The organism is Neptunicella marina (genome assembly GCF_014270035.1).
Lineage (GTDB): Bacteria > Pseudomonadota > Gammaproteobacteria > Enterobacterales > Alteromonadaceae > Neptunicella > Neptunicella marina.
On sequence record NZ_JACNEP010000012.1, the window covers coordinates 62,893 to 89,111 of the forward strand.

The following is a 26,219-nucleotide window of genomic DNA, read 5'->3' on the forward strand; positions in this document are numbered from 1 at the left end:
TGCCCTAATATATGTAACAGACCGTTAAATTAAAAATGATATTGCATCGTTAATCTGACGGTTCTGGGTTCCACAGGGTGATAATGCAAATCTTCAACACCTTCTACAGCTTCACCAGATAAACGTGAGGCATAATAATAGTCAATATCATGGTCGTTACTATCCAGCAGATTGAGCACTTCCAGGCTTAATGCCCAATCATGCCAATGTTTTGCCACACGTAAATTAACAATAGTACCGGGCTCCGCACGCTGTGAATTATCTTCAATCAGTGGACGACTCCCAAAGTAACGCAAACGAACCGTTGCCTGCCAGTTATTCGCAAAATTGCTTGTTGCCCCCAGTTGAACGACGTCACGAAGTGCTCCGGGAATATATTTTCCGTCGTCATTCTTGTCGGTAAACTCGGCTTGTGTATAGGTATACTCAGCATCAAAGGTCCACTGCTGGTTCGGGCGAAAATAACTGGTCACTTCAATGCCCTGGCGACGACTCGGACGGCTAGCTTCGGTATTACCGGCATCGCCCACAAAAAGCAGCTCTGAATCTAATGTCAGTCGCCAAAACGCAAAAGACGTATTCCATCTGTCCTGCCAGTTGAAACGATAGCCAATTTCACTGCCATGTGATTTAACCAGCGGATCAACCGGGTCAATATGACTGCCATCATTAGGATCTATTCTCGTTGTGGTACCACGCGCATCATTGGAATGGAAACCCTGTCCCGCCGCCAGATATATTTCGCTATTGTTGTTAAGTTGATAAGTGGCGCTGCCTTTAATACTCCATAAACCTTCTGACGTATTACCGTTGTTAGTACTAAGCGGTATATCATTGATGTTGTTGCTAATTAAACTATCAACCCCAAAGCGGTAATAATCATAACGTACACCTATGTTTGTGCGCAGATTGTCATTCCAGTCGTCACTTTGCTGAACATAAATGGCAGCACTTTTTTCATCAACGGCATCACTTCTTACTGCTCCCTGCCTGACGGTTTGGCGGGTTTTATATAATCCCACCTCGTCTATATCATCAAAACGGGTCTCAAACCCAACCGTTGTGCGCGACGCCTTACTAAAATCAACGTGATAGTGGCCCGCTGCGCCATAGATACGTCGCTTATCCACCTGTTCAAACTGATCACCTTTATCAGTATTATCTAAAAAGTAAGTGAAGTTAGAAAATAAATTAAGATCGTAATCTATGATGTAGGCAGATAATGCCGCGTTTTTAGCGTCCCAGTTTGCACTAACACTATAACGGCCAGACTCACCACCTAACGTTTTATCAATAGAGCCTAATTCATCAATTAAACCGCTGTTAGCTGCGCGCTGTGGGATTTGGTCTGCACTATTCCAACTATTGTCGTACCCCATAAAACTGAACGAGAGTTGTCCGTCTGCTACTTTGCTGGTGTGTTTAATTAATACGTTGGTTTTATTTACATCTTCGTTAATGTCAGTCCATGGACCATCGTAAGTTTGTTTTTCAACGGCATACAACAACTCACCATTGGCTATATTTTTAACACTATCAGCAAGCAAAACCCGGGCATAGGCATCTTTACCTAATGTTAATTTTGCAAGGCCACGAGACAGCTGCTGACGCAAACTAAAAAATGCACTGCCAGCGCCGGAGAAATCGCCGGTTTGAGCATAATACGGCCCTTTTTTGTAGGCCATACTGCTGACCATTTCCGGGATAAGGAAATTAATATCGGTATAACCCTGTCCATGCCCGTGAGTGCGCATATTTACCGGCATGCCATCCACAAACGTGGCAAAATCAGTACCGTGATCCAAATTAAATCCACGTAAAAAATACTGGTTTGCCTTACCGCTACCGCTATGCTGGGTTGCAACCATACCGGGGACCAGCTCGATTAACTCCCCTGCTCTTAATAAAGGGCGAACACTGATTTCCTGCTCACCCACCCATCCTTCAGAAGCAGAAATTGAAGAACCAATAAGATTAGTGTTATGACCAAGAACGGTGATTTTTTCCAGAGTGTCATCGGCAAAAGAGACAGAGTTCTGGCATATCAGGGCAACGGCAAGGCTAATACGAGCGGGATAAATAGATTTCATAAAATACGGCTTCCTGCATCAAAATATAATTTGATAAATTAATCTGCAAATAAAGATAGGCCGCGGAATTTACTGTTTTTTTACGGTTAAAACCAGCCAATTACTATCAATACCGTATTAGATAAGCTGGATTGCATCTGTCTGTTATTGCGTAACATCACTCCTTTTAAAGTAGCAATGACAATGTGGGTACAACTTGATTTCGACCACTACTTTTAGCCTCATAAAGCGCGATGTCGGCGTTGTTATATAACTGATCGAAATCATACTCCTGCTGACAGGAAGCTGTTCCAATTGAAGTGGTTAACTGAATACTTTTATTATTGTGAGTAAAAAACTGACCGGCAATGTAACAACGTAGTCTTTGCATAATATCCAAAGACTGCTTCTGGTTTGTATTTGGCAATAAAATACCAAATTCCTCTCCCCCCATACGGCCAAAAACATCATACTGACGTAGTGTTGGTTTTACCTTGTCAGCAAACATTTTTAAGACCTTGTCGCCAAAAACATGCCCGTATTCATCGTTGACTTGTTTAAAGTAATCAATATCCAGCAAACAGAATGTCACCGGATTATTAAAGCGATTAGCCCGGTTCAGTTCCGTCTTGGATTGCGCAATGAAACTTCGTCTGTTGGCTATCTGAGTTAACTCATCAATGGATGCCAGATTAGATAACTGGAAGGAATGTTCGTAGAGTGTCATCTCGCGTTGTTTTTGCTTGGTGATGTTTTTCGCCTGTACCAGCATATCGCCTGAACCAAGCAAAATTTGTTCTGAAATCAGAAACCATCGCCCGTCACTTAGTTCAATTTCAAACAAACAGTACGCTTTTGAACGCCTTTGCTGATTAACCTTTTTTAGCCAGCTATGTGGGTCAGAATCAGATATTTTGGGCCCCATGCCGTCTGCGACAGACAATAAAATAATATCATTAAAACCTTTACCAATTAGTTCTGCCTCATCCCGGTACAGGATGTTTGCATACGCTTTATTGCATCCCAACAAAATATCCTGCGGCGAATAAATGGCGTAGCCATCTTCACTGGTTCCCAGAAAATCACCAATACGTGACGTTAGTGTGGAAATTGCGGAATCCATATCAATGCACCTTTATATTATTTGCCTTGTTACCGCATGGCATAGAATGAATTACGAAAAGTATAGTAAGCCTTTAAGTATCACGCGATGAAGACATCGTATTCCCCTGAAATTTCATAGAAATAAGCAGAAAACTGAATAAATAGTGATATTGACTAAAATTGATGTTTCAAAGTGAGTGAATAAAATTAAAAACTTTCTATCCACTTGTTTTTAAAGGGATAGTTGGTTTGGCACAAGGCATGCAACAGATAAGATATTGAAAATAAAAATGGTTAATTTGACCACTGTTTAAATATATCTTAGGGAACATTGTTATGGCTCAATCAACGCTCAAACCTCTTTTATTCACCGCATTAATTGCGTCTTTACCTTTGCTTAACGGCTGTGGTGAAGCTGAAGCAACCGCACAAACTGATAAAGCAGCTGAAGTCATCAATATTCCTGTAGAAGTTGCAAGGGTAACAACAGGTAGCATCTCATCAAACTATTCAACCACTGCTGTGCTGGAAGCGAAAGAAGAAGCCTTTGTTGTGGCCAGAGCTTCGGGCATTATTCACGAGATCCTGGTAGAGGAAGGTGATTATGTTGAAAAAGGCCAGGTGCTCGCCCGTCTTGAAACAGAACGTTATCGCCTGAATTTACAAAAAGCGCAGGCCAATCTCACGGGTATTGAAAAAGAGCTGAGTAAAATTAAAGATGTTTATCAGAAAAAACTGGTTAGCGATGACGCATATGACAAACTGCAAGCTCAGTATAAGTCAGCTAAAGCATCACTCGATCTGGCTGAGCTGGACCTGCAGGAAACCACGATTCACGCGCCTATTTCCGGCTATATCGCTGAGCGCAATGCCAAAGTTGGTAATCTGACGGAATCTTTTCAACGTGAAAGAATGTTTCATATCGTGCAACAAAAGCAATTGTATGGTGTGGTTTATTTACCCGAAAAAGAATTGTCCAGGGTGCATAAAGGTCAATTGGCCAGCCTCAGTTTAAGTGCACTGCTCAATAAAACCGTCGCGGCAAATGTAGAGCGTATCAGCCCGGTTATAGATGCTAAAACGGGAACCTTTAAAGTCACCTTACGTGTGCCAAATGACGACAACAACCTTAAAGCAGGTATGTTTGCACAGGTTAAAATTAATTATAACACCTTAAACGATGCCATATTGTTACCGCGTCAGGCGTTGCTTGATATGGACAATAAACTTAACGTATTTGTTGTAAAAGATGGTATTGCAAGCAAAGTTGCGGTGAAAACAGGCTATCAGGAGGATGGGCTGATTCAAATTACTGAAGGTCTGTCCGGACAGGAACAGGTGGTGATAACCGGGCATCACAATCTAAAAGATAACGCACACGTTGAAATTGTAAACAGTTAATGTCAGGGACGAACCAATATGAATATTGTAGATGTTGCCGTAAAACGTCCCGTTACTATCTGGATGTTTACTTTTGCCATATTGTTATTTGGCTTTGTATCTCTGTCGCGTTTATCGCTTAATCTGTTGCCGGAACTCTCCTATCCGACACTGACTATCCGTACCAATTATGAAGGTGCAGCGCCTGGCGAAGTTGAACAACTTGTCTCAAAACCCATAGAAGAAGCCATCGGTGTGGTTAAAGGTGTACGACGGGTGGAATCCATCTCAAAAGCAGGGCAATCCGATGTGGTGCTTGAATTTGAATGGGGCACAGAGATGGACATTGCCAGTCTGGAGGTACGCGAAAAGCTTGACGTATTGTGGCTGCCGCTGGATGTTAAGCGTCCATTATTACTGCGCTTTAATCCAAGTCTCGATCCTATTATGCGACTGGGGCTTGGTTTTCAGAATGAAACAACGGCCTCCACAACTGATTTAGCACAAATGAAATCCTTACGGACTTTCGCCGAGGAACAGATAAAACGTAAGCTGGAATCGGTTACCGGTGTAGCATCGGTTAAAGTGGGCGGAGGACTGGAAAATGAGATTCAGGTTTTATTTAATCAGGACAAGGCCAGCCAGCTTAACATTAAAATAGAAGACATCATCAAACGTCTGAAAAGCGAAAACGTTAATCGCTCAGGCGGCAAGGTTGAAGACGGTAATCAGGAATATTTGGTCAGAACCCTTAATCAGTTTAATACCCTTGATGACATGCGTGATTTGTTTATTGCCACCCGCGATAACCGTCAGATACGCCTTGGCGATATTGCCGAGGTTTATGATGCGCATAAAGAACGTGATTCAGTGACACGTTTTAATGGGCTGGAAGGTGTGGAGATCACCATCTACAAAGAAGGTGACGCCAATACTGTGCAAGTTGCGCGAAATGTTGGTCAGCGACTTCAGGAAATAAAAAAGGAATTATCGGAACAATACAAGTTGTACACGGTTTATGACCAGTCGACTTTTATTGCCAACGCGATATCGGAAGTAAAATCAGCAGGGATAACCGGTGGATTACTTGCCATGCTGGTACTGTTTTTATTCCTTAAAAATATCTGGCCCACTCTGATTATATCCTTGTCTATTCCGGTATCCGTTATTGCCACTTTTAATCTTATGTACAGTAATGACATTAGCCTGAATATCATGAGTCTGGGGGGAATTGCTCTGGCGATTGGATTGTTGGTGGATAATTCAATTGTGGTGCTGGAAAATATTGATAGGCTTAAGCAATCATTGTCGGTTAAGGAAGCCGCAGCCAAAGGAACCAAAGAGGTATCAACTGCAATTATTGCCTCCACTTTAACCACTATGGCAGTGTTTTTTCCACTGGTATTTGTTGAAGGCATCGCTGGCCAGTTATTTAGCGATCAGGCTTTAACTGTTACCTTTGCTCTTGGTGCGTCACTCATCGTTGCCCTGACCTTAATTCCTATGCTGGCAGCTCGTGAAAAACAACCTGCGAGCACCGATACACTTGATCTGGATACACAATCATCAACATCGGTTCCTCACAGTGTGACGGCAAAAATATTTTATTATCTTACCCTGCCTTTTAAGTGGCTATTTAGTCTGACAGGAAAACTAATTTATGTTGTTTGCCTGAGTTTTTCTGCGGCAGTCGCTACACTATTTCGAATTGTAAAAAAAGGGTTAGGTCTGATATTTACGCCCGTTTTGGCTGTGTTTAACTGGGCCTTTGAAAAGGTAAACCACAGTTATCAACTTACATTAGCTCGTGCGTTGAAACGCCCCATCGCATTATTAGTGGTTATTTTAGGCTTGTCTGCGGCATCCCTGTTACTGGTACCTAAACTGGGCATGGAGTTAATCCCGTCCATGACACAGGGTGAGTTTTTTGTTGAGTTAACTCTGCCCAATGGCGCGAAGTTAGAACAAACAGATAACGCCCTGAAGTCACTGGCAGACTTCACTCAAACACTTACCGACGTTGAACGTACTTATTCTCTGGCTGGAACCGGCAGTTTAATGAACGCGTCTCCAGGTCAGGGAGGTGATAACTGGGGACGGCTAAATGTCGTGTTAGCTGCACACAGTAACGCACAGCAGGAAATACAAGTGAAACAAAAAATGCGTGAATTCCTGCGCGACCAGGCTGGAGTGACTGCAAAATTTGGTAAACCTCAATTGTTTAGTTTTTCTACTCCCCTTGAAATTGAAATTAGTGGATACAACTTGCAGCAATTGACGACTTATAGTGACAAGCTGGTTAACTTAATGCAGGAAAATCCGCGATTTGCAGATGTAAAAACCAATTTGCAAGCTGGCAACCCCGAATTGCGTATATATTTTAACCACGCAAAGTTGGCACAACTCGGTCTTAAAGCGCCTGATGTATCAAAACTCGTTTCAGCCAAAATTGGTGGAGAGGTGGCCACTCAGTTTACCTTAAATGATCGCAAAATTGATATTCTGGTGAGAGTACAGGAACAACAGCGCGATTCAGTCACCGATATCGGTAATGTGGCGGTTAACCCTGGCGGCTCCCCTGCTATTCCGTTATCAGCCGTTGCGACAATTGATATGGCAGTTGGCCCAAGTGAAATCACCCGCGTTAGTCAGCAAAGAGTTGCGGTTATTTCCAGTAACCTTGCCTATGGTGATTTAGGTGAAGCCGCTTTGGAAGCTAAGCAACTAATTGCAGAGCTGCAATTACCGGTTGGATTTAAAGCCAGTGTTGCAGGTCAGAATGAAGAGATGGAGGTGTCATTTGACTCTCTGAAATTTGCTCTGATCCTTGCCGTGTTTATGGTTTATCTGGTTATGGCGTCACAGTTTGAGTCACTATTACACCCTTTCCTGATTCTCTTTACAGTACCTCTGGCCTGTGCGGGCTCCATTTATGGCCTCTATTTAAGTGATACCAATGTATCAGTTGTGGTATTTATCGGGCTGATTATGCTGGCAGGTATTGTTGTAAATAACGCAATCGTACTGGTTGACAGAATAAACCAGTTACGTGAACAAGGAATGGAAAAACAACAAGCTATATTTGAATCTGCGGCCAGTCGATTACGCCCAATTCTAATGACGACGCTGACAACCACATTAGGACTGCTACCCATGGCTATGGGGCTTGGTGAAGGCGCCGAAATTCGTACCCCCATGGCGATCACTGTAATATTTGGTTTATTGTTCGCCACCCTGCTAACTCTGTTTATGATCCCGGTGTTGTATAGCCTTTTTGACAAAAAGCACTATAACGGAGAATCTGCATGAGTAAATTAGACCAAATGGGTGCATCCCTCGCATCATTTGCGATTAAAAAGCCCGTTACCATTTGCATGTTATTTTTGTCATTGCTGATTCTGGGGCTGTTTTCCAGTCGTTTATTGCCACTGGAGCGCTTTCCGGCAATTGATGTGCCTTTTATTGTAGTGGTTGTGCCCTACAACAACGGTACACCAGTGGAAGTGGAAAAAATGATCACCAAACCACTGGAAGAAGTATTAGCCACTATGTCGGGCATTACACGTTTACGCTCACGTTCAAATGAATCTCAGGCAGTGGTTGAAATTGAGTTTAAATGGGACGAAAACCTTAAAGCCAAAAGCGTGGAAGCCAGAGAAAAAGTCGACAGTATTCGTCATTTGTTGCCTAAAGACGCAGAACGCGTGTTGGTTTATCAGTTTAATACATCTGACAGTCCGATTTTTCAGTTTCGGGTATCCAGCGAGCGGGATTTATCCAATGCTTATGATTTGCTTGACCGTAACCTGAAAATGCCATTAGAACGGGTTGCGGGTGTATCAAAAGTTGAACTTTATGGTGTACAGAAACGCCAGATTTCGATTCGGTTGGATAGCGATCGTATTGCTGCGTTGCACGTCAACACTCTGCAATTAATTCAGCAATTACAGGCTGCTAATTTCTCTATCAATGGTGGTCACTTCTTTGAAGCAGACCGCAAAATTACGATTAATCCTCAAGGGCAGTTCAGCTCTAAACAGGATTTCGAAGATCTTTACATATCAAAGGGTATTCGTTTAAAAGATATTGCACAGATTAACTATGAAACGCCGGAACGCACAGAAGGACGTCATCTGGACCGTACTTATGCTGTTGGGTTTAATATCTTCCGTGAATCGGGGGCTAATCTGGTTAAGGTATCTGAACGCGTTAAAAAAGTGATTGAAGAAGCACGTGCCAACCCCGCTTTTGACGGCATTAAGTTATTTATGATGGATGATGAAGCACACAGTGTCACCAAGTCACTGGATGATTTACTGAATGCCGGACTTTTGGGGGCTGCGCTGTCGGTACTTGTTTTATATGCCTTTTTACGCCAGTTTACCACCACCATGATAGTGGTTTTATCTGTGCCCTTCTCTATTTGCATCACTCTGGCCTGCATGTATTTTATGGGTTACACCCTGAATATTTTGTCTATGATGGGATTAATGCTCGCGGTGGGCATGTTGGTGGATAACGCGGTTGTGGTGACAGAGAGTATTTTTCAGGAAAAGCAATCTACCAGTGATCCTGTTGAAGCCACCAGACAAGGTGTAAGCAAAGTCAGTTTGGCCGTCATTGCCGGTACCGCAACCACAGCCATTGTCTTTTTGCCAAATATCGTGGGTAAAAAAATAGATCTTACGGTGTTTTTGGAACACGTTGCCATTGCGATTTGTATATCTTTGTTTGCTTCATTATTAATTGCACAAACATTGATCCCACTGCTCACCACTAAAATGAAAGGCACCGCGCCTCAGCCTGATTCTGTCAGATCACCCAATGCAGTTGCTCGCTGGTATAAAAATGCACTGCACTGGACATTAACTCATCAGGGAAAAACAGGGCTTATTGCTTTAGCCATTTTAGTGAGCACTGCTATCCCCATGGGAGTCGTTACCAGTGATAATGACAATAATAACAACAATCGTATCTGGCTTAATTACGGTATCACCAGCAGCTATACGCTGGAAGAAGTGGAAAAGACCGTGAATAAAATGGAAACCTATTTGTATAACAATAAAGAGCGGTTTCATATCAAGCAGGTATACAGTTATTACAACCCGGGTCATGCCGTATCTGGTATTACATTAAATGATGATTTGCCGGTTACTCAGGCCGAAATTAAACAAGCGATAAGCAAGGATTTTCCCGCTTTCGTGCGGGCTAAACCCAGCTTTAACTGGGATGAGTCTGGCGGTGGCGGGGTAAAAATCACTCTGTTAGGTCAATCTTCAGAAACGTTAGTTAAATTATCTGACCAATTGGTACCGGTTATCGCGAATATAAAGGGTTTGAGCGACGTAAAAACCGATCAGCAAAGTCAAAAATATGAGTTACGCATAACTATAGATCGGCAAAAAGCCTACCGTTTCGGGCTCAGTGCCGAGGATATTTCCGGTATTATTTCAACTGCTTTACGAGGCCAGAACTTACGCACTTTCAGGCACAGTGAAACCGGTGAAGTGGGCGTAAAAGTCTTGTTTGATCAGGCTCTTCAACATGATATTACAGAATTAAAACGTCTGAGTTTAAAGCGAACAGAGCAACAAAACATTACGCTGGATATGGTTGCTGATATGCAAGTGGTACCGAGATTATCTGAAATTACCCGTCATTATCGTCAGACAGCAATCGTTATTGGTGCAAATCTGGATAAGGACACCACGATCGAGCAAGCCCGGGAGCGAATTGAAAACGCTCTGGCGAATATAGAATTGCCGGCCGGTTATAACTGGACGCTGGATGGTAGTTTTCGTCGTCATGATGAAGAAACGCAGGTAATGAAAACCAATATGTTACTGGCAATATGTATGATTTACGTTGTCATGGCGGCGTTATTTGAGTCTATTTTGCTTCCAACTGCAGTGATCACATCGTTATTATTTTCGTTTACCGGCGTATTCTGGGCATTTTTATTTACCGGAACCAGCATGTCGGTAATGGGCATGATAGGCATGCTTATATTAATGGGGATCGTGGTTAATAATGGTATCGTGCTGGTCGACAGAATTAACCAGCTGGTAAATGAAGGCTTATCTGTTGCCAATGCCATTGTTGAAGGTTGTTTAAATCGGGTAAGGCCTATTTTAATGACAGTAGCAACCACTGTACTGGGATTATTACCACTGGCGATTGGAAATACTCAGGTAGGCGGTGATGGTCCTCCCTATTCCCCTATGGCAATTGCCATTATTGGCGGACTGGTATTCTCAACCATGACCAGTTTATTTCTTGTACCACTGGCATATCTGACATTGTTAAAAATAAGACGTAAAACCGGCAAAATGGTAGCTAAAAGTCAGCTTTTGGTGGCAAAAGTTATTCAGTAGTTTAAACATTTCTGGAAGAGAGGCCGCTTTGAGCGGCCTTTTTACTGAGACTCAGTACCAAAGAGCCGGATCTGTTGGGGTTGTTTCCGGTAACCGAGGATTGTCCAGTGTAAATACTTTGCGTTGTTTCAGTCTGGCTTTTTGTAAGGCAATTTTGTGTTTGGCAAATCCGAATAACAACGCGTCAAACTGGCCATTTTGCTGCATAATTTTCAATCCCTTTTCGATAGCACTGGCAAGTTTTTGGTTGTCTTTTTGAACAAAGAAGTAAACCGCGGTTGGATACCTGATTAATAAGGTCTGTTCGATTTGTAAATCATCGAAGGAATGTTGGTTCAGTTCAGTATTTGCTTCGATCACTGAGCGGGGATAATAATCAAAATATCCATTGTGCAGCATTTTATAAATGGATTTATACCAGCTGGTAGTTTCAACTTTGTATTGGTTATCACGCAATATCGCCACATCCTGCCAGCCCAAACCCTGAATTGCAGTGAGGCGTTTTAGCTGATTTTCGTAGCTTATTTGCCTAAACATTGCCTGATCCTGCTTACGGATAACAAATAAACGATATCCTAACAATCCTTTTAATAATGGAATGCGAATGGGTAAAGTCTGTTCTTCGAGTTCGTTACTGGTCATTTTCCACATCACATTGATATCACCATTATTTAAAAACATCATATAACGCTGCTCAATATCCGGGATGTCGGCATGACGAGCCTCATACTCAGTTCCCGAAGCCTTAAGTGCCGCAGTTAATAACAGACAATAATATCCTTCACCTTTCACCTCACTGGCAGGATCAATATGATCTACAAATTGCACTGCTTTCGCCGAAAAAAGCGGGGCTGCTAATAATAAACACCCCTGAATAAATTTTGTGAATGGCATAGTGATATCAATATTAAATATGTTTGTTTTTATTATAACGTTGACTGCAACGCCTTAAATTAAAGCCCTGGCGTTTAGCTGTTAACGTTACCACTAAACTCTAAATATTGTCGATTTAAATGCATTTTGGTTACTTTTCTACATTTAATTTCCCCGCGATTTAAACTTTTTTGATTTCTACTTCGACTTATCTCCTGATTGTTCAAATTTTTCATACACAGGGGATGAAATGAAAATTTCAGATACCAGCGGGCAGGATGTAGTTCTGTCCCCCAAAAACAAAAGTAAAAAATACCTGTTGGCTGGCGCTGTTGCCGTCGCACTGTTGGCTGGGAGTGCCTTCGTGCTCCCTGGCCTCACAACATGGTCTAGTGCGGAAGCATCAATTAATGCCGAACGTATCCGCACTGCGGTGGTGACCAGAGGAGACTTTGTACGTGATTTATCCGTTCAGGGACAGGTTGTTGCAGCTGTTAGCCCACGTTTATACAGTACAGCACAAGGCACAATTACCTTTAAAGTTGATGCCGGTGATCAGGTTAAAAAAGGTCAGGTACTGGCCATTATCGACAGCCCTGAATTAACTAACCAGTTAAAACAGGAAGAATCCTCTGAACTAAGTTTAAAAATGGATCTGGATCGTCAGCGTATTCAGGCGAAAAAGCAGGCACTTGAGAATCAAAAAGAAGTGGATATGGCCAAAGTGTCGTTAACCGCAGCAGACAGGGAAAAACGCCGCGCTGATGCAGCCTATAAAACCAACGCGATTAGTCAGATCGATTTTGAAAAAGCTCAGGATGAACTGGAAAACGCCAAACTTGTATACAAACATGCGGTTGAAGACGCTCAGTTAAACAAAGAGAGTCTCAACTTTGAAATTCAGACTATGGAGCTTAAGCAAGAGCGTCAATCCCTGCTGGTTAAGGAACTCACGCGTAAAGTTAATGAATTGACACTTCGCTCACCGGTTGACGGTTTGGTTGGTAACCTTGCTGTTGAACAAAAAAATCAGGTCGCTAAAAATCAGCCTATTTTAAGTGTGGTGGACTTATCCGAGTTCGAACTGGAAGTCGCTATCCCGGAAAGCTATGCCGATGATCTTAATATCGGTATGGAAGCGGAAGTGACACTCAATGGTGAAACGCATCTGGCTAAACTGGTCACTATCTCCCCTGAGATTGAGAACAATCAGGTGACCGGCCGGGTGCGTTTTGCCGCCCAATCTCCTGCTGGTCTTCGCCAAAATCAGCGTCTTACCACGCGTATTCTGATGGAAAACAAATCCGATGTATTGATGGTTCAACGTGGACAGTTCCTCGAAAGCGGCAACGGTAAAGTGGCGTATGTTGTCCGTGATGGTGTTGCAGAGCGTCGCCGCATCAATACCGGAGCCCGCAGCCTTTCGAGTGTTGAAGTTATCGACGGATTAAACGCCGGCGACCAAATTATTATCTCTGGACTGGATCAGTTTCAGGGAGCTCAAACCGTATTAATCAATAATTAAGATAAGGGATCACACCATGTTAAGCATGAACAATGTGAAAAAGATTTTCAGAACAGATTTAGTCGAAACCCATGCGCTAAATGATTTTAACCTGCAAGTTGATGAAGGTGAATTTGTCGCGGTAACCGGTCCTTCCGGTTCAGGTAAAACCACCTTCCTTAACATCGCCGGCTTACTCGAAACATTTGAATCCGGAACCTATATGTTAGACGGCAAAGATGTCAGTAAATTAAATGACAATCAGCGAAGTGTTTTACGAAATCAGAAAATTGGCTTCATTTTCCAGAGTTTTAATTTAATCCCTGATCTTAGCTTGTTTGATAATGTTGACGTACCGCTGCGCTATCGGGGCTTCAATGCAGCGGAACGCAAACAACGTATTGAGCAGAGCCTTGAAATGGTGGGACTGGCAAACCGTATGAAACACCTGCCCTCTCAGCTTTCCGGTGGACAACAGCAACGTGTTGCCATTGCCCGGGCGCTGGCAGGTGAACCCCGTTTTTTATTAGCAGATGAACCAACCGGTAATCTGGATACCAAAATGGCACACAGCGTCATGGAGCTGTTGCAGGAAATCAATCAGAAAGGCACCACTATTGTGATGGTAACTCACGATGCCACGCTGGCCGCTCAGGCCGCACGTAATATTTATGTACGTGATGGCAGGGTAAGTGAATTACATGACGTTTCAGCTATGCCCGAAGCCGTAAACAGTTAAGGAGCACCGCATGTTTCAGTATTATTTGAAGCTGGCGCTGCTCAGCATAAAACGCAATCCCATATTGAGTGGACTAATGGTGACCGCTATTGCACTGGGCATCGGTGCCTGTATGACCACCATTACCGTCAATTATCTAATGTCCGCTGATCCTATTCCGCAAAAAAGTGACAAGTTATTTTATGTTCAACTGGACAGCTGGGATCCAAACGACCCCTTTGATGAGCCAAATGAACCACCCGACCAGCTCACCTGGACGGATGCAACAAACTTATTAAAAGCAAAGAAAGCAACACGTCAGGTGATGATGGCCCAAAGTGTGGGAGCCGTAGAACCGGAACAACAGGATGCAAAGCCCTATATGGCCAGCATTCGCTTAACCAGCAAGGATTTCTTTGGCGCGTTTGATACCCCCTTTTTATACGGCGGAGGCTGGTCCGACGAAGCCGATGTTAATCGTGAATTTGTCACCGTTATCAGCCGGGAAACCAATGATAAATTATTTGGTGGGCAAAACTCTGTAGGAAAGACTATTCGTGTTCTGGGTAATAACTTCAAGGTCGTCGGAGTGTTAGACAACTGGGTACCGGTACCGCGTTTTTATGACTTAACCACAGATCAGTTCGCAGAGCCTGAAGAAATGTTTATGCCTATCATGCTTAAAGAAGAGCTGGAACTACCCTCTAGTGGTAATACGAATTGTTGGAAACGTCCGGATGATGGCTTCAAAGGTTTCTTAAATTCGGAATGTGTTAATTTTCAGATGTGGGTTGAACTGGAAAGCGAGCAGCAAAAACAAGCCTATAAAGACTATATCGATAATTATGTTAAGGAGCAAAAAACACTGGGTCGGTTTGCCCGCCCATTAAATAATCGCTTGTCTGACGTAAATGAGTGGATGGAAAATCAGGAAGTGGTGGCTGACGATGCGCAAATCATGTTGTGGTTAAGCTTTATGTTCTTGCTGGTTTGTTTGCTCAACACTATCGGCTTGTTGCTGGCTAAATTTACCGGTAAGACTGGCGAGATCAGCCTGCGTCGCGCTGTAGGTGCATCCAGAAAAGACATTTTTGTACAACATTTAATTGAAACCGCCTGTATTGGTCTGGCTGGAGGCATTGCAGGGCTGGGACTGGCAATGCTTGGATTGCAGGGCATTAAAGTACTGTATGGCAGTTTTGCCGACCGGGTCAGTTCTCTGGATTTTAATTTGGTTATTATCGCGTTAATACTGGCATTGTTATCCAGTATTGCTGCCGGCCTGTACCCTACATGGCGAGCCTGTGCTATCGCACCTGCGCGCGCATTAAAAGACCAATAAGGAGAGCAGTTATGTTCGAAACAGGACCGATTTTACGCGCGCTGATGCGCAATAAAGTGGGTGCGATTCTAATCGCACTGCAAATAGCAGTCACCATGACCATTATTGTAAATTCCATTTTTATTATTATGGAGCGTAAGGAGCTGATGGCACGTGAAAGTGGTATGGATGAAGCCAACAGTTTTTATATTCGCAGTTCCGGGTTTGCTAAGGATTTTAATAATCAGGTCACTGTGCAGGAAGACCTGGCCATGATACGCGGCCTTCCGGGGGTGGTTGATGCGATCCAGGTTAATGCCATTCCAATCAGTGGTGGTGGCTGGTCTATGGGATTGCAAACCAAACCCGGTGACGATCAGGATGGTGTTGGCGTCGCCGTTTACATGGTAGATGAGCATGGCACTAATACCTTTGATGTGGATGTTATTGCCGGCCAGGACTTTAATGCGTCAGATATCATCTGGCGCGATGGGGATAGAAATGACTGGCCTGATCAGATCCTTATTACCAAAGCGATGGCTGAAGACCTCTACCCCGATGAAGATTATCGTAATGCGGTAGGAAAAACGGTTTATATTAATCGTAACGAGCCCATCATTATTAAAGGGATCATTGATAAACTGCAAGCGCCCTGGATCGGCTGGAACGGGCTGGAGCGAGTGATGTTAGTACCGCAATTAATGGACTTTAGCGCGTATCGTTACTTGGTACGCACTGAGCCAGGACAGCGCGATATTATTATGCCCAAAGTGGAAGAAATGCTTGCCAGTAGCAATAAAGGCCGGATCGTTCGTGAACTACGCAGTATGCAAGAAACCCGTGACCGTAGTTATCGTCGCCATAGTGCCATGATCAATATCCTAACCACGGTAATGGTGATTCTGACAATAGTGACTGCACTTGGCATCGTTGGACTGGCGAGCTTTAGTGTTAACCGTCGCAAAAAACAAATTGGTACCCGCCGGGCGTTAGGTGCAACCCAGGGCGCTATTTTGCGTTATTTTATGCTGGAAAACTTTATGATTAGTACGGTTGGTGTGATGGTGGGCGCGGCGCTAACCGTGGGTTTAAATATGTGGTTAATGCAGGCATTTGAATTAAGCCGTATTGACTGGTATCTAATCCCGGTTGGCATGGTGGTACTGTGGTTAGTGGGACAAATTGCTGTTTTGGGGCCTGCCAAACGTGCAGCGGCTATTCCTCCGGCAATCGCTACCCGTAATGTATAACTAAGTGATATATCTCAGGGCTGCATCGCAGCCCTTTTCTGCTTATTGCTGTAATAACGCACCAATCTTTTGCTGATTAGCATATTTTATGTAATTGGTCAGGGCCGCACTAACAGACTGATTTGTCATTAATTCCTGCATCGCAACTTTACCAACAACTTCAAATGAGTTTTTTAAGGCTTGAGGATCCTGCTTGTTAGCACTCATGAGTTCCTTCGGACAATCATCGGTGAGAAGCCTTGTGATTAATGTACCAATATTTTTATCCATTGATTCTTTCGCTTCGTCAGTTAATGTCGTGTACCCGGTGATTTCTGGATGAGCTGCCATTGCCATGAATACCCAAACCGCTAAATTTTTTCTCTCCTTGCCATTTAAGTGATCAACCAGACAAGTAGTTAAGTCTGTTGTATTGGCTGATACTGTGAAGGAAGAACACAACAGTCCCAAAGAACATAAAATTTTTGATAATTTTTTCATTTAATCTCCTGATAATCAGACATTGTTTGACGTTTGTCCTGAAGCCATCATACAAAACTATTCAAATAACAATCACCAGAAAAACATGTGACTTAAATTTTGTTTCTTATTTGAATTCAAATAAGTTTAGTTTTTAACAAAACCTGAATATTTGATTATGCTGCTTTGCAAAACAGAATTTGAATAGTCTAACAGCATGAAAACACCCCTATATTTACGACTAACGTTTGCCACCGTCTTTGCATTTTCAATTCAGGCACAAGCCAGTGTGAAATACCAGTTGCTGGTGGCTCAGGATGGCAGTGCAGATTACACCAGCATTCAGGATGCCATAAATGATACAAAGTCTTTCCCCGATAAACAGATTCAAATCCGCATAAAAAATGGCATCTATCACGAAAAAGTAAATTTATATGCGTGGAATCCCAGAGTAGCCTTAATTGGTGAAAGTAAAGATAAAACGATTATTGAATTTGCCGATCACTTCAAACACATTAACAAAGGGCGTAACAGTACTTTTTTAACCGCTACACTTGAGGTAAATGCTGACGACACCCTGATTAAAAATCTGACCATCAAAAATAATGCAGGCCCGGTAGGTCAGGCTATAGCGCTAGCGGTAAATGCCAATCGTGTTGTTGTAGATAATGTGGCGATTATTGGTAATCAGGACAGTTTGTATGTGAGTGGTGAAGGTAATCTGCAACTTTTTAAAAACTGCTACGTGGAAGGTACGACTGATTTTATTTTTGGCAATGCCAGCGCAGTATTCGATCACTGCCATATTCATGCGAAATCCTCCTCTTATATTACTGCTGCCTCCACAGATGACAATGCACCATTTGGTTTGGTGTTTCTTCACAACAAAGTGACTCTGGGAAATGGCATTGACCAGGTTTATTTAGGTCGCCCTTGGCGGCCTTACGCCCAGACAGTATGGATAGACAGTCAATTGCCAGCAGGTATTCACCCTGAGGGCTGGCATGACTGGTCAAAACCTCAGGTGCATCACACGAGTTTTTATGCTGAGTTTAATAACGTTGGCGCTGGCGCCAATACCGATAAACGAGTGAGTTGGAGCCATCAGTTAACCGGGAAACAGGCAAAAAAATACCAGTTAGATAACCTGCTTAATCAAGCCGGATACACAAACTGGTATTTACGTGACGCGACGTTTTTAAAGTAAAAAGGACTGAGATCAGTCCTTTTTGTCAACGCTCACTTTCTTTGCTTCTGCCGGCGTTTTGTCCAGCATCGCAATATCCTGATCCGAAATAATAGGCCCTGGTTGCATATTGATATCTTCAATTTGCTGTTCTGACAAATAAGTCAACATACAACTACTGTAATTTGATGTTGCCTTGGCCAGACGACGTCCATCATTGCTTCTCACCAAAATAGTATCACCTATCGAAAAGTCCCCTTTTACCTCAACAATTTCTTCCGAGGTTAATTGTTCGGAATTTTGGTTAAGCGGCTCGGAAAAATCTTTATCGACAATCACCTCACCCTGTTCCTTGGTGGTGTGCGTCATCCAGTGCAAACGTTCATGCAAAGGACTTTTATAAGGGGTGAACTGAGTACCCGGGTTAATGCCATTTAACAGGTCATTAAAAGCCGCTTCCTCAAAACCATTAATGATGAAGGTGGAAATACCATGTGATGTCGCTTTTTCCGCTGCTTCAATTTTGGTTTTCATTCCCCCGGTGCCAACGGCGCTATCTGCCCCACCTGCCATTGAATAGATACTTTCATTGATTTCGTGCACTTCCGGGATCAACTCTGCATCGTCAAATTTATTGGGGTTTTTGTTGTACAACCCTTTTACATCAGAACAGATAATAAGAGTATCAGCATCAGCCGCCGCTGCGACCATCGCCGCCAGATTATCATTATCCCCCACTTTTAAATCATCAGTGGTAACGGTGTCATTTTCGTTGATTATCGGCAATAAACCACCTTGCAATAACGAAAATACGGTTTCACGAATACTGACATAGCGTTCGCGATCGGCTAAATCGCCGTGGGTTAATAATATTTGTGCACAAGGGAAATCAAAAAAACGATCCCAGGTAGCCATCATACTGGTTTGCCCTGCAGCAGCCATTGCCTTTTTAAGCGCGATGGTTTCCTCCTCAATGTTGGAGAACAGGTGTCTTCCGGCTGCCACTGAGCCGGAAGATACCAATATGACCTCGATTCCATGCATACGGCAACGTAATATAAATTGAGCGATGCTGAGCAGATACTGGGAACTACAGCCCTGATTATCTGGCGCTATTAGTGCACTGCCTACTTTAATAACGACGCGTTGCCACTGGAATTTATTCATCATAATCCTTCTTGGTTAATTAACTATATTGCTCAAGTTGCTGTTGAGCAGCGAGAAATTGCTTTTGCACCGCTTCTTTTGGAGAGCCATCAAAATGACTGACCAACATAATGCTGAGTGAACTGACGATAAAGCCAGGGACAATTTCATAAATAACGGAACTCAGGCTCGCCCCATCAGCCAGCACAGGGGCATAAATCCAAAACAGTACAGTAGCAGCACCGGTTACAATACCCGCTACCGCACCGCGGTGTGTCATACCTTTCCAGAACAAACTAAATAATACCAATGGGCCAAACGCCGCTCCAAAGCCAGCCCATGCATTACTGACTAAATCAAGAATAGTACTGGAACGGTCCAGCGCCAGTAAACTGGCAACAATTGCGACCACTACAACGCCAATACGACCAATTTTAACAATCTGCCCTTCACTGACATTTTTATTTAAAAAGGCGCGGTATACATCTTCGGTAAGTGAACTTGATGACACCAAAAGCTGAGACGAAATAGTACTCATAATGGCCGCTAAAATGGCTGCCAGTAGAAATCCGCTGATAATCGGATGGAATAATATCTCTGAGAACAAAATGAAAATGGTTTCAGGATCGTCAATGGTTTGTGGAAATTTATTAATATAAGCCACACCAACTAATCCTGTCATAACAGCACCGATAAGCGTGACAGTCATCCAGCTCATGCCTATGCGACGCGCAGTTTTAATATCAGGTACTGAACGTATCGCCATAAAACGAACAATAATATGAGGCTGACCAAAATAACCTAATCCCCACGCCAGACTGGAAATAATCGCCAGCAAACCAACATCGTTAAACATGGAGGAAAAAGGTTTAATGGTTTGTTCTGCACTACTCATTAGGTCACTGGCATTATCAAACTGGGTATAGGCCACAAACGGCACCAAAACCAGCGCAACAAACATAATGCAACCTTGCACAAAGTCAGTCATGCTCACGGCCAAAAAGCCGCCCAGTAAGGTGTATGCCACAACCACTGATACGGTGATAAACAATCCCAGTTCGTAGCTTAATCCAAATGCAGATTCAAATAACTTACCGCCTGAAGTAATTCCGGCAGAGGTATAGAGTGTAAAGAAAATAATAATAACTGTGGCTGATATCACCCGAATCGGACCATTTTGCAAACCAAAACGTTTGGCGAAATAGTCGGGTAACGTTAAAGCGTCATCCGCCACTTCAGTAAAAACTCTTAATCGAGGTGCCACAAGCAGATAATTTGCCAGCGCGCCTATTAATAGCCCTAATGCAATCCACAGGGTTTCAAATCCCATAACAAACATTGCACCCGGCAACCCCATTAACATCCAGCCGCTCATATCCGAAGCGCCTGCTGATAATGCAGTGACCTGAGGACTAACTTGTCGGCCCCCTAAAATATAACCCGAAATATCACTGGTTGAATTTCGATAGGCAAAAAGCCCAATCATTAACATAGCGATGAAATAAATCGCCAACGATATATAAGTACTGTAATGCATATTTTTATTGCCCTACTTGGCTCTTGTTATGATTAATTGATGCAGAGTGGTTTTTGTTTTTTTGAATAGACGTAATTGTTAACACGTTTACCAATCTTAGGTGTAACCCCGAACCGACAACTCTGGCAAGCTGAAAATTCGTTTCAGGTAAATCAAACATCTACATCCTCTCGTTAAAAGTACGTTTTTTTTGAATAAAACCAGCTGAATTAATCAGCGATTAAAATAGTACTCTAATCATTAGTTCTCTAACTATTATCCGGATTATCCTGCAAAATTCAAGGCCGATGCCGGTTTTAGGCCTGTTGAAAGTACCGTTTTAGCCATGCCCGTTCTTTTAAAGTAAAACAAAATCGTTAGATTTACTCATCAACACAGCTAGTTGATACATAAGGATTAATGACTAGTTTAAGCGATAAAAGCAGGATAAAATTCAATGCAAATTAATTTAAATATTTGATAGAGTTCTATCGATTTATTCATTGTCGAGATATAACATGCAAAAATATGATGAATTGCTCGTTTCACTAAGGCGCGTAATACGCGCGATAGATCTCTACTCCAAAAAACTCAGCAAGGAATCAGGCTTAACCACACCTCAACTTATCGTGTTACAGGAAATTTCTGTTAATAGCGGCATTATGGTTCGTCAGATTGCCGAAAATATTAATTTAAGTTCGGCAACCGTTACCAATATTCTTGATCGTCTGGAAAGCAGGCAGTTGATTTTACGTGAACGTTCGACAACAGATAAACGTAAAGTAGGTATTTGGTTAACGGAGTTGGGAACCGAAGCGATTAAACAGGCACCCCGCCCGTTGCAGGATCACTTCATTAAACGGTTTGAAGCTCTCGACGAATGGGAACAGACACAATTAGTTGCAACCATGCAGCGTATTGCCGCAATGATGGACGCAACTGATATTGATGCTGCACCATTATTGGAAGTGGGTTTAATCAATAGCAGTAAGTAAATTTCTTTAAATCTTAATTATTTATTCAAATAATCGAAAACAAACCGATAAATAATAAAGTGTCTGGCTCATATTTCCATGTTGGGCTAGGCTTTTTATTGGGTGTGCTTTACGCCAGGATGCGCTAAGCCTAAACGGACAGGTTGGTATATCACTCAGGCTTAAAACTGTTCGCAATCTGTTGGAGTATCGATTTTGATTAACCTGAATACGATCAAACATAAACTCATTCTTATTTCAGCACTGGTTATTGTTGGCATGGGTGGGTTAATACTATTGCAAAACAACCTCAATTCTACCCTGTTAGACTTAAATCGTACCGATATGAAAGTCGCTGACATTAAAAGCGCAATGTTAAATTTACGACGCGATGAAAAAGATTTTTTAATGCGGCTTGACCTAAAGTATGCCGATGAATTTTCAAATGAATATGCTTCTTTAAGTCGCCATCTTTCCGAGTTACAGCTACTCCTTAGCAAGCATGATCTTCCAGATAATAAAGCCAATCAGTTAAGTTCAATACTTAAAGATTATTCTGAGCAATTTAAAGTCATCGTTAAGCAGCAACAAGTAATTGGACTGGACCATGAAAGTGGTTTGTATGGCGATTTACGAAATGCTGTGCATGATGTTGAGGCTCGGGTTAATAACGCCAGTAACGTACAACTGTTAGCAGATATGTTGATGCTACGACGCCATGAAAAAGACTTTATGCTGCGGGTTAATCAAAAATATATCGATAAATTTAGCAGTGCATTTACCAGCTTCATGCAACATTTAGATAGCTCCAATTTGTCAGCATCAGAAAAGTCTGCTGTCAGGCAGTCAATGCTTGAATACAAGCAAAAATTTTCCAGTTTTACTGATGGTAAACAACAACTGGGTTTTACCAGCGCTGATGGCATGATGGGAAACATGCGCGCAACAGTCAGACAAACAGAGGATTTATTACATGAACTGGCATCTGAGATCGAAGAATCAATCATTAGCAGCAGACAACTGTCAGATGTGATCACTCAAATCACAGCAATCGTTATTGCGGCGGTACTGGTCGCGATAGTGGTATTACTGTCACTGAGTATTTCACGGCCTATCGCCTATTTAGACGAATTAATGTCAAAAATCAGTGACAATAAAGATTTAACCTTAAGGTATGACTACGACGGCGCTGAGGAAATTAACCATGTTGGTCATTCGCTGAATCTTATGTTGACCAGTTTTGAACAGTCAATGAACGAGGTATTGCAATCAACCTTAATGCTCAGTGCCTCAGCAGAGGAGCTAAGCCATATAACTCAGAACACCAGTAACGGTGTAAAGCGACAACAAACTGAAACAGAATCAGTAGCAACAGCCATGAATCAGATGACCTCGACCGTACAGGAAGTTGCGAGATCAGCTAATGATGCGGCTGAATCGTCAACTCTGGCTGACAGTGAATCGGTTAAAGGTCGTCAACTGGTGGATGAAACCATTAAGCGTATTCGTGTACTGGCAGATCAGGTAGTGAATACAGCACAGGAAATGGATCAGTTACGGCAGGAAACGGACAATATTAATACCGTATTACAGGTAATTGGTGGGATAGCAGAGCAAACAAACTTACTTGCGTTAAATGCTGCTATTGAGGCAGCCCGCGCCGGTGAGCAAGGTCGTGGTTTCGCGGTTGTTGCAGATGAAGTACGCACACTCGCCTCCCGAAGTCAGGATTCAACCCAGGAAATTCGGGAAATTATTGAGCGTTTACAGGCAAAATCACACTCTGCTGTTAACGTAATGAATCAGGGAAAAGAACAGGCTCAGCGCTGCGTGGAACAAGCTGATGTTGCGGGGACGGCTCTGGAAGAAATCACCAAAGCGGTATCAGCCATCAGTGAAAGAAATTATCAGATTGCCAGTGCCGCTAAGGAACAAAATCAGGTTGCAGAAGAAATTAACAAAAGTGTGACCAACATAAATGATATCGCCCAGGAATCGACCATTTCTGCAAGACAAACCCTTGAAACCAGTGAGTCTCTGGCCAAATTGTCGACTGAGCTTGAAACAATTGTAAGTCAGTTCAAGGTTTCTAAAGCCTGATTAAACAGGTAACAGACATATCATCTGTTGCCTGCTTTTCTTTATTTTAGTAACGATACTTTGTACAAATCATGACGTCTGTCGATTAAATTACGTACAGTCCCTTCACTGTGCAGTATTTTGAGTTTAGCCATATCCAAATCAGAAAAGAGTAACATCTCAGTGTTTGGGGTAGCTTCCGACAAGATCGCATCATGTGGGAATGGGAAATCTGAAGGTGTCAGAACCGCAGATTGGCTGTACTGAACATCCAGACTTTCTACTTTGGGTAAATTACCCACACTGCCAGCTATGACTACATAACATTCATTTTCAATTGCACGTGCCTGAGCACACAAACGCACCCGCAAATAACTGTTTTTGGTATCTGTCCAAAAGGGAACAAACAGTATTTCAACCCCCTGCTCCGCTAAAATACGTGACAACTCAGGAAACTCAACGTCGTAACAAATCAGGATCCCAACCCGACCGGCATCGGTTTCAAATACCCTGACTTTATCCCCCCCCTGAATAACCCAGTCATTTTGCTCATGTGGGGTGATATGTATTTTGCGTTGTTCGTCTACCTTTCCGCTGCGGTGACATAAATAAGATACGTTATAAATATTGCCATCTTCAGCCAGTGGCATTGATCCGGTAATAATGTTGGCATTATATTCAATCGCCATTTGCGACATACGTTCACGAAAAACTTCAGTATATTCAGCAAGATTACGAATGGCCTCTGTTTGGGAGGATGCCTTGCGTAACCCCATTAGCGGCGCGTTAAAAAACTCAGGAAAAACAATGAAATCACTTTTATAGTCTGACACCGTATCCACAAAGAATTCAATTTGATCAAGCAGCTCCTGCACTGAATTAACTTCTCGCATTAACCACTGTACAGCGCCAACCCGTACAACAGATTTTGGTGAAGTTAATACAAGGTCGCTGGCTTCATATAAGATATTGTTCCACTCGAGTAAGGTCGCATATCCAACTGATTGCTCATCTTCAGGCAAATATTTTTTTAGCAGACGCTTAACCTGAAAATCATTGGATAACTGAAAGCTTAATATAGGATCATATATGGATTTATTATCCACTTGCTCGATGTATTCCATTGGGCTCATTTGCGACTTGTAGTTGTGGTATTTTGGAATACGACCACCCGCCAGAATCGCGCGCAAGTTATATTGACGGCATAGTTCCTTGCGTGCGTCATATAATCGTCTGCCAAGACGCAGCCCGCGATGTGTGGGTTTAATCACTACATCCAGCCCATAGAGTGCGTCCCCGTCCGGATCATTGTTAACATTATCGTTGCTATCAACAATATCATCATAGGTATGCGGGTTAGAAAAGCGCGTGTAATCCACCTGTACACTTAACGCAATACCGACTAATTCACCATCATCCAGTATGCCGATTTGCCCTTCAGGAAACTCATCAATCAGGTACGACATAGTGTGGTCAGGCCATGCACCACCAAGATCCTGGTAACACTCATCCATCAATTGTTTGATTTGCGGATATTGCACCATTGACAGGTTACAAATTTCGATACGGGCTTTTTCTAATGGCATACTGGATAGATTCCTTATACAACGTTGACCTGCTTTACCTTAACAGAAAACCGTTTTAGGCGTCGATTAACCAGCCGCGCTCTGTGGCTATATCAATTTGTTCACAGACAAATTTCCATAGTTTTGGGGCCGCGGTTTGCAAATGCAGATTTCGTTTCAACACCTGTTTTTTTCTAACCTGATGTTGTGACCAACTCCCGCCATTATTTTGCATGTTTTGCAACAACGGCAATACACGATCCATTGATTTGGCAAAACGGGCATCGGCGGTTTCTGCATCTTCAAATTCTAACCACAAATCCAGAAATTGTTGCGACTGTGTTGCAGGTAATAACCCAAATATGCGTTTAGCTGCAGCTACTTCTTTTTGATTTTGTTCTGCGAGGTCAGCGTGTTCACCAAAGGCAAAAGTATCACCTGCATCTATCTCAACAATATCGTGAAGAAGAAGCATGGTAATCACACGTGATAAATCGATTTTTTCTTCAGCATAAACAGACAGCACTTGTGCCATTAAAGCGATATGCCAGCTGTGTTCTGCACTGTTTTCAAAACGGTTGTTATCGCATTTAATCAGCGCTTTTCGATACACTCGCTTTAACTGGTCTAATTCCATAATAAAGTCGAGTTGTTGCTTAAAGTCTTGCATGTCACTCCTGATAAATAATGATGATAAGACC

The 26,219-nt window shown here is 42.7% G+C and carries 18 protein-coding genes; 10 read left to right on the forward strand and 8 right to left on the reverse strand.

Going from position 1 to position 26,219, the window contains the following annotated elements:
- Positions 1-29 precede the first annotated feature (29 nt).
- Positions 30-2,090, reverse strand: a complete 2,061-nt coding sequence (locus H8B19_RS13955; protein ID WP_186507501.1) for a TonB-dependent receptor — start codon at positions 2,088-2,090, stop codon at positions 30-32.
- Between the two features lie 166 nt (positions 2,091-2,256).
- Entirely contained in the window at positions 2,257-3,192 is a 936-nt protein-coding gene (locus tag H8B19_RS13960) for a sensor domain-containing diguanylate cyclase (protein ID WP_186507502.1), read from the reverse strand.
- A 317-nt stretch (positions 3,193-3,509) separates the two neighbouring features.
- Here H8B19_RS13960 and H8B19_RS13965 point away from each other — a divergent pair, with 317 nt between their 5' ends.
- Genes H8B19_RS13965 through H8B19_RS13975 form a run of 3 tightly spaced genes read left to right on the forward strand, consistent with a single transcriptional unit; the run spans position 3,510 to position 10,927 of the window.
- Positions 3,510-4,574 carry an efflux RND transporter periplasmic adaptor subunit gene (locus tag H8B19_RS13965; RefSeq protein WP_186507503.1) on the forward strand — a complete coding sequence of 355 codons (1,065 nt, stop codon included), beginning with the start codon at positions 3,510-3,512 and terminating at the stop codon, positions 4,572-4,574.
- A gap of 18 nt (positions 4,575-4,592) precedes the next feature.
- Positions 4,593-7,862 (forward strand): efflux RND transporter permease subunit, encoded by a 3,270-nt coding sequence (locus H8B19_RS13970; protein WP_186507504.1) that lies wholly within the window; start codon positions 4,593-4,595, stop codon positions 7,860-7,862.
- On the forward strand, positions 7,859-10,927 hold the full coding sequence (locus H8B19_RS13975; RefSeq protein ID WP_186507505.1) for an efflux RND transporter permease subunit: 3,069 nt from the start codon (positions 7,859-7,861) through the stop codon (positions 10,925-10,927). The genes H8B19_RS13970 and H8B19_RS13975 overlap by 4 nt, the downstream gene beginning before the upstream one ends.
- Positions 10,928-10,978: 51 nt before the next feature.
- Here the strand turns inward: H8B19_RS13975 and H8B19_RS13980 are convergent, their stop codons facing one another.
- Complete coding sequence (locus H8B19_RS13980) at positions 10,979-11,755, reverse strand: type 2 periplasmic-binding domain-containing protein (protein ID WP_186507506.1); 777 nt, start codon at positions 11,753-11,755, stop codon at positions 10,979-10,981.
- A gap of 295 nt (positions 11,756-12,050) precedes the next feature.
- On the opposite strand from H8B19_RS13980, the gene H8B19_RS13985 reads away from it, so the two are divergent.
- Genes H8B19_RS13985 through H8B19_RS14000 form a run of 4 tightly spaced genes read left to right on the forward strand, consistent with a single transcriptional unit; the run spans position 12,051 to position 16,593 of the window.
- The gene (locus H8B19_RS13985; RefSeq protein ID WP_186507507.1) at positions 12,051-13,325 is read left to right on the forward strand and encodes an efflux RND transporter periplasmic adaptor subunit; all 1,275 of its coding nucleotides are present in this window, start codon (positions 12,051-12,053) and stop codon (positions 13,323-13,325) included.
- Positions 13,326-13,341: 16 nt separating this feature from the next.
- Positions 13,342-14,043, forward strand: a complete 702-nt coding sequence (locus H8B19_RS13990) for an ABC transporter ATP-binding protein (RefSeq protein ID WP_186507508.1) — start codon at positions 13,342-13,344, stop codon at positions 14,041-14,043.
- A gap of 10 nt (positions 14,044-14,053) precedes the next feature.
- On the forward strand, positions 14,054-15,364 hold the full coding sequence (locus H8B19_RS13995; RefSeq protein WP_186507509.1) for an ABC transporter permease: 1,311 nt from the start codon (positions 14,054-14,056) through the stop codon (positions 15,362-15,364).
- Between the two features lie 11 nt (positions 15,365-15,375).
- A complete protein-coding gene (locus H8B19_RS14000; protein WP_241737618.1) occupies positions 15,376-16,593 on the forward strand; it encodes an ABC transporter permease in 1,218 nt (405 codons plus the stop codon).
- A 42-nt stretch (positions 16,594-16,635) separates the two neighbouring features.
- On the opposite strand, the gene H8B19_RS14005 is transcribed toward H8B19_RS14000, so the two are convergent.
- A complete protein-coding gene (locus tag H8B19_RS14005) occupies positions 16,636-17,073 on the reverse strand; it encodes a hypothetical protein (RefSeq protein WP_186507510.1) in 438 nt (145 codons plus the stop codon).
- Positions 17,074-17,269: 196 nt separating this feature from the next.
- On the opposite strand from H8B19_RS14005, the gene H8B19_RS14010 reads away from it, so the two are divergent.
- The gene (locus H8B19_RS14010; RefSeq protein WP_186507511.1) at positions 17,270-18,259 is read left to right on the forward strand and encodes a pectinesterase family protein; all 990 of its coding nucleotides are present in this window, start codon (positions 17,270-17,272) and stop codon (positions 18,257-18,259) included.
- Positions 18,260-18,271: 12 nt separating this feature from the next.
- Here H8B19_RS14010 and proB read toward each other — a convergent pair whose 3' ends face one another.
- Both proB and putP read right to left on the reverse strand, forming a co-directional pair.
- A complete protein-coding gene (proB, locus tag H8B19_RS14015; protein WP_186507541.1) occupies positions 18,272-19,405 on the reverse strand; it encodes a glutamate 5-kinase in 1,134 nt (377 codons plus the stop codon).
- 19 nt (positions 19,406-19,424) lie between these two features.
- Entirely contained in the window at positions 19,425-20,921 is a 1,497-nt protein-coding gene (putP, locus tag H8B19_RS14020) for a sodium/proline symporter PutP (RefSeq protein ID WP_186507512.1), read from the reverse strand.
- Between the two features lie 497 nt (positions 20,922-21,418).
- Here putP and H8B19_RS14025 point away from each other — a divergent pair, with 497 nt between their 5' ends.
- Together H8B19_RS14025 and H8B19_RS14030 are read left to right on the forward strand one after the other, a co-directional pair.
- On the forward strand, positions 21,419-21,895 hold the full coding sequence (locus H8B19_RS14025; protein ID WP_186507513.1) for a MarR family winged helix-turn-helix transcriptional regulator: 477 nt from the start codon (positions 21,419-21,421) through the stop codon (positions 21,893-21,895).
- 195 nt (positions 21,896-22,090) lie between these two features.
- Positions 22,091-23,974 (forward strand): methyl-accepting chemotaxis protein, encoded by a 1,884-nt coding sequence (locus H8B19_RS14030; RefSeq protein ID WP_186507514.1) that lies wholly within the window; start codon positions 22,091-22,093, stop codon positions 23,972-23,974.
- Between the two features lie 41 nt (positions 23,975-24,015).
- On the opposite strand, the gene H8B19_RS14035 is transcribed toward H8B19_RS14030, so the two are convergent.
- Positions 24,016-25,539 carry a carbon-nitrogen hydrolase family protein gene (locus H8B19_RS14035; RefSeq protein ID WP_186507515.1) on the reverse strand — a complete coding sequence of 508 codons (1,524 nt, stop codon included), beginning with the start codon at positions 25,537-25,539 and terminating at the stop codon, positions 24,016-24,018.
- Between the two features lie 55 nt (positions 25,540-25,594).
- On the reverse strand, positions 25,595-26,188 hold the full coding sequence (locus H8B19_RS14040) for an HD domain-containing protein (RefSeq protein ID WP_186507516.1): 594 nt from the start codon (positions 26,186-26,188) through the stop codon (positions 25,595-25,597).
- Positions 26,189-26,219: the final 31 nt, after the last annotated feature.

What these genes read in the sequence shown, in the direction of transcription:
- H8B19_RS13970 (WP_186507504.1), top strand. Translation starts at nt 4,593, where the DNA reads ATGAATATTGTAGATGTTGCCGTAAAACGTCCCGTTACTATCTGGATG.
- putP (WP_186507512.1), bottom strand. Translation starts at nt 20,921, where the DNA reads ATGCATTACAGTACTTATATATCGTTGGCGATTTATTTCATCGCTATG.
- proB (WP_186507541.1), bottom strand. Translation starts at nt 19,405, where the DNA reads ATGAATAAATTCCAGTGGCAACGCGTCGTTATTAAAGTAGGCAGTGCA.
- H8B19_RS13990 (WP_186507508.1), top strand. Translation starts at nt 13,342, where the DNA reads ATGTTAAGCATGAACAATGTGAAAAAGATTTTCAGAACAGATTTAGTC.
- H8B19_RS13955 (WP_186507501.1), bottom strand. Translation starts at nt 2,090, where the DNA reads ATGAAATCTATTTATCCCGCTCGTATTAGCCTTGCCGTTGCCCTGATA.
- H8B19_RS14025 (WP_186507513.1), top strand. Translation starts at nt 21,419, where the DNA reads ATGCAAAAATATGATGAATTGCTCGTTTCACTAAGGCGCGTAATACGC.
- H8B19_RS13960 (WP_186507502.1), bottom strand. Translation starts at nt 3,192, where the DNA reads ATGGATTCCGCAATTTCCACACTAACGTCACGTATTGGTGATTTTCTG.
- H8B19_RS14000 (WP_241737618.1), top strand. Translation starts at nt 15,376, where the DNA reads ATGTTCGAAACAGGACCGATTTTACGCGCGCTGATGCGCAATAAAGTG.
- H8B19_RS14005 (WP_186507510.1), bottom strand. Translation starts at nt 17,073, where the DNA reads ATGAAAAAATTATCAAAAATTTTATGTTCTTTGGGACTGTTGTGTTCT.
- H8B19_RS13965 (WP_186507503.1), top strand. Translation starts at nt 3,510, where the DNA reads ATGGCTCAATCAACGCTCAAACCTCTTTTATTCACCGCATTAATTGCG.
- H8B19_RS14035 (WP_186507515.1), bottom strand. Translation starts at nt 25,539, where the DNA reads ATGCCATTAGAAAAAGCCCGTATCGAAATTTGTAACCTGTCAATGGTG.
- H8B19_RS13975 (WP_186507505.1), top strand. Translation starts at nt 7,859, where the DNA reads ATGAGTAAATTAGACCAAATGGGTGCATCCCTCGCATCATTTGCGATT.
- H8B19_RS14010 (WP_186507511.1), top strand. Translation starts at nt 17,270, where the DNA reads ATGAAAACACCCCTATATTTACGACTAACGTTTGCCACCGTCTTTGCA.
- H8B19_RS13995 (WP_186507509.1), top strand. Translation starts at nt 14,054, where the DNA reads ATGTTTCAGTATTATTTGAAGCTGGCGCTGCTCAGCATAAAACGCAAT.
- H8B19_RS13985 (WP_186507507.1), top strand. Translation starts at nt 12,051, where the DNA reads ATGAAAATTTCAGATACCAGCGGGCAGGATGTAGTTCTGTCCCCCAAA.
- H8B19_RS14040 (WP_186507516.1), bottom strand. Translation starts at nt 26,188, where the DNA reads ATGCAAGACTTTAAGCAACAACTCGACTTTATTATGGAATTAGACCAG.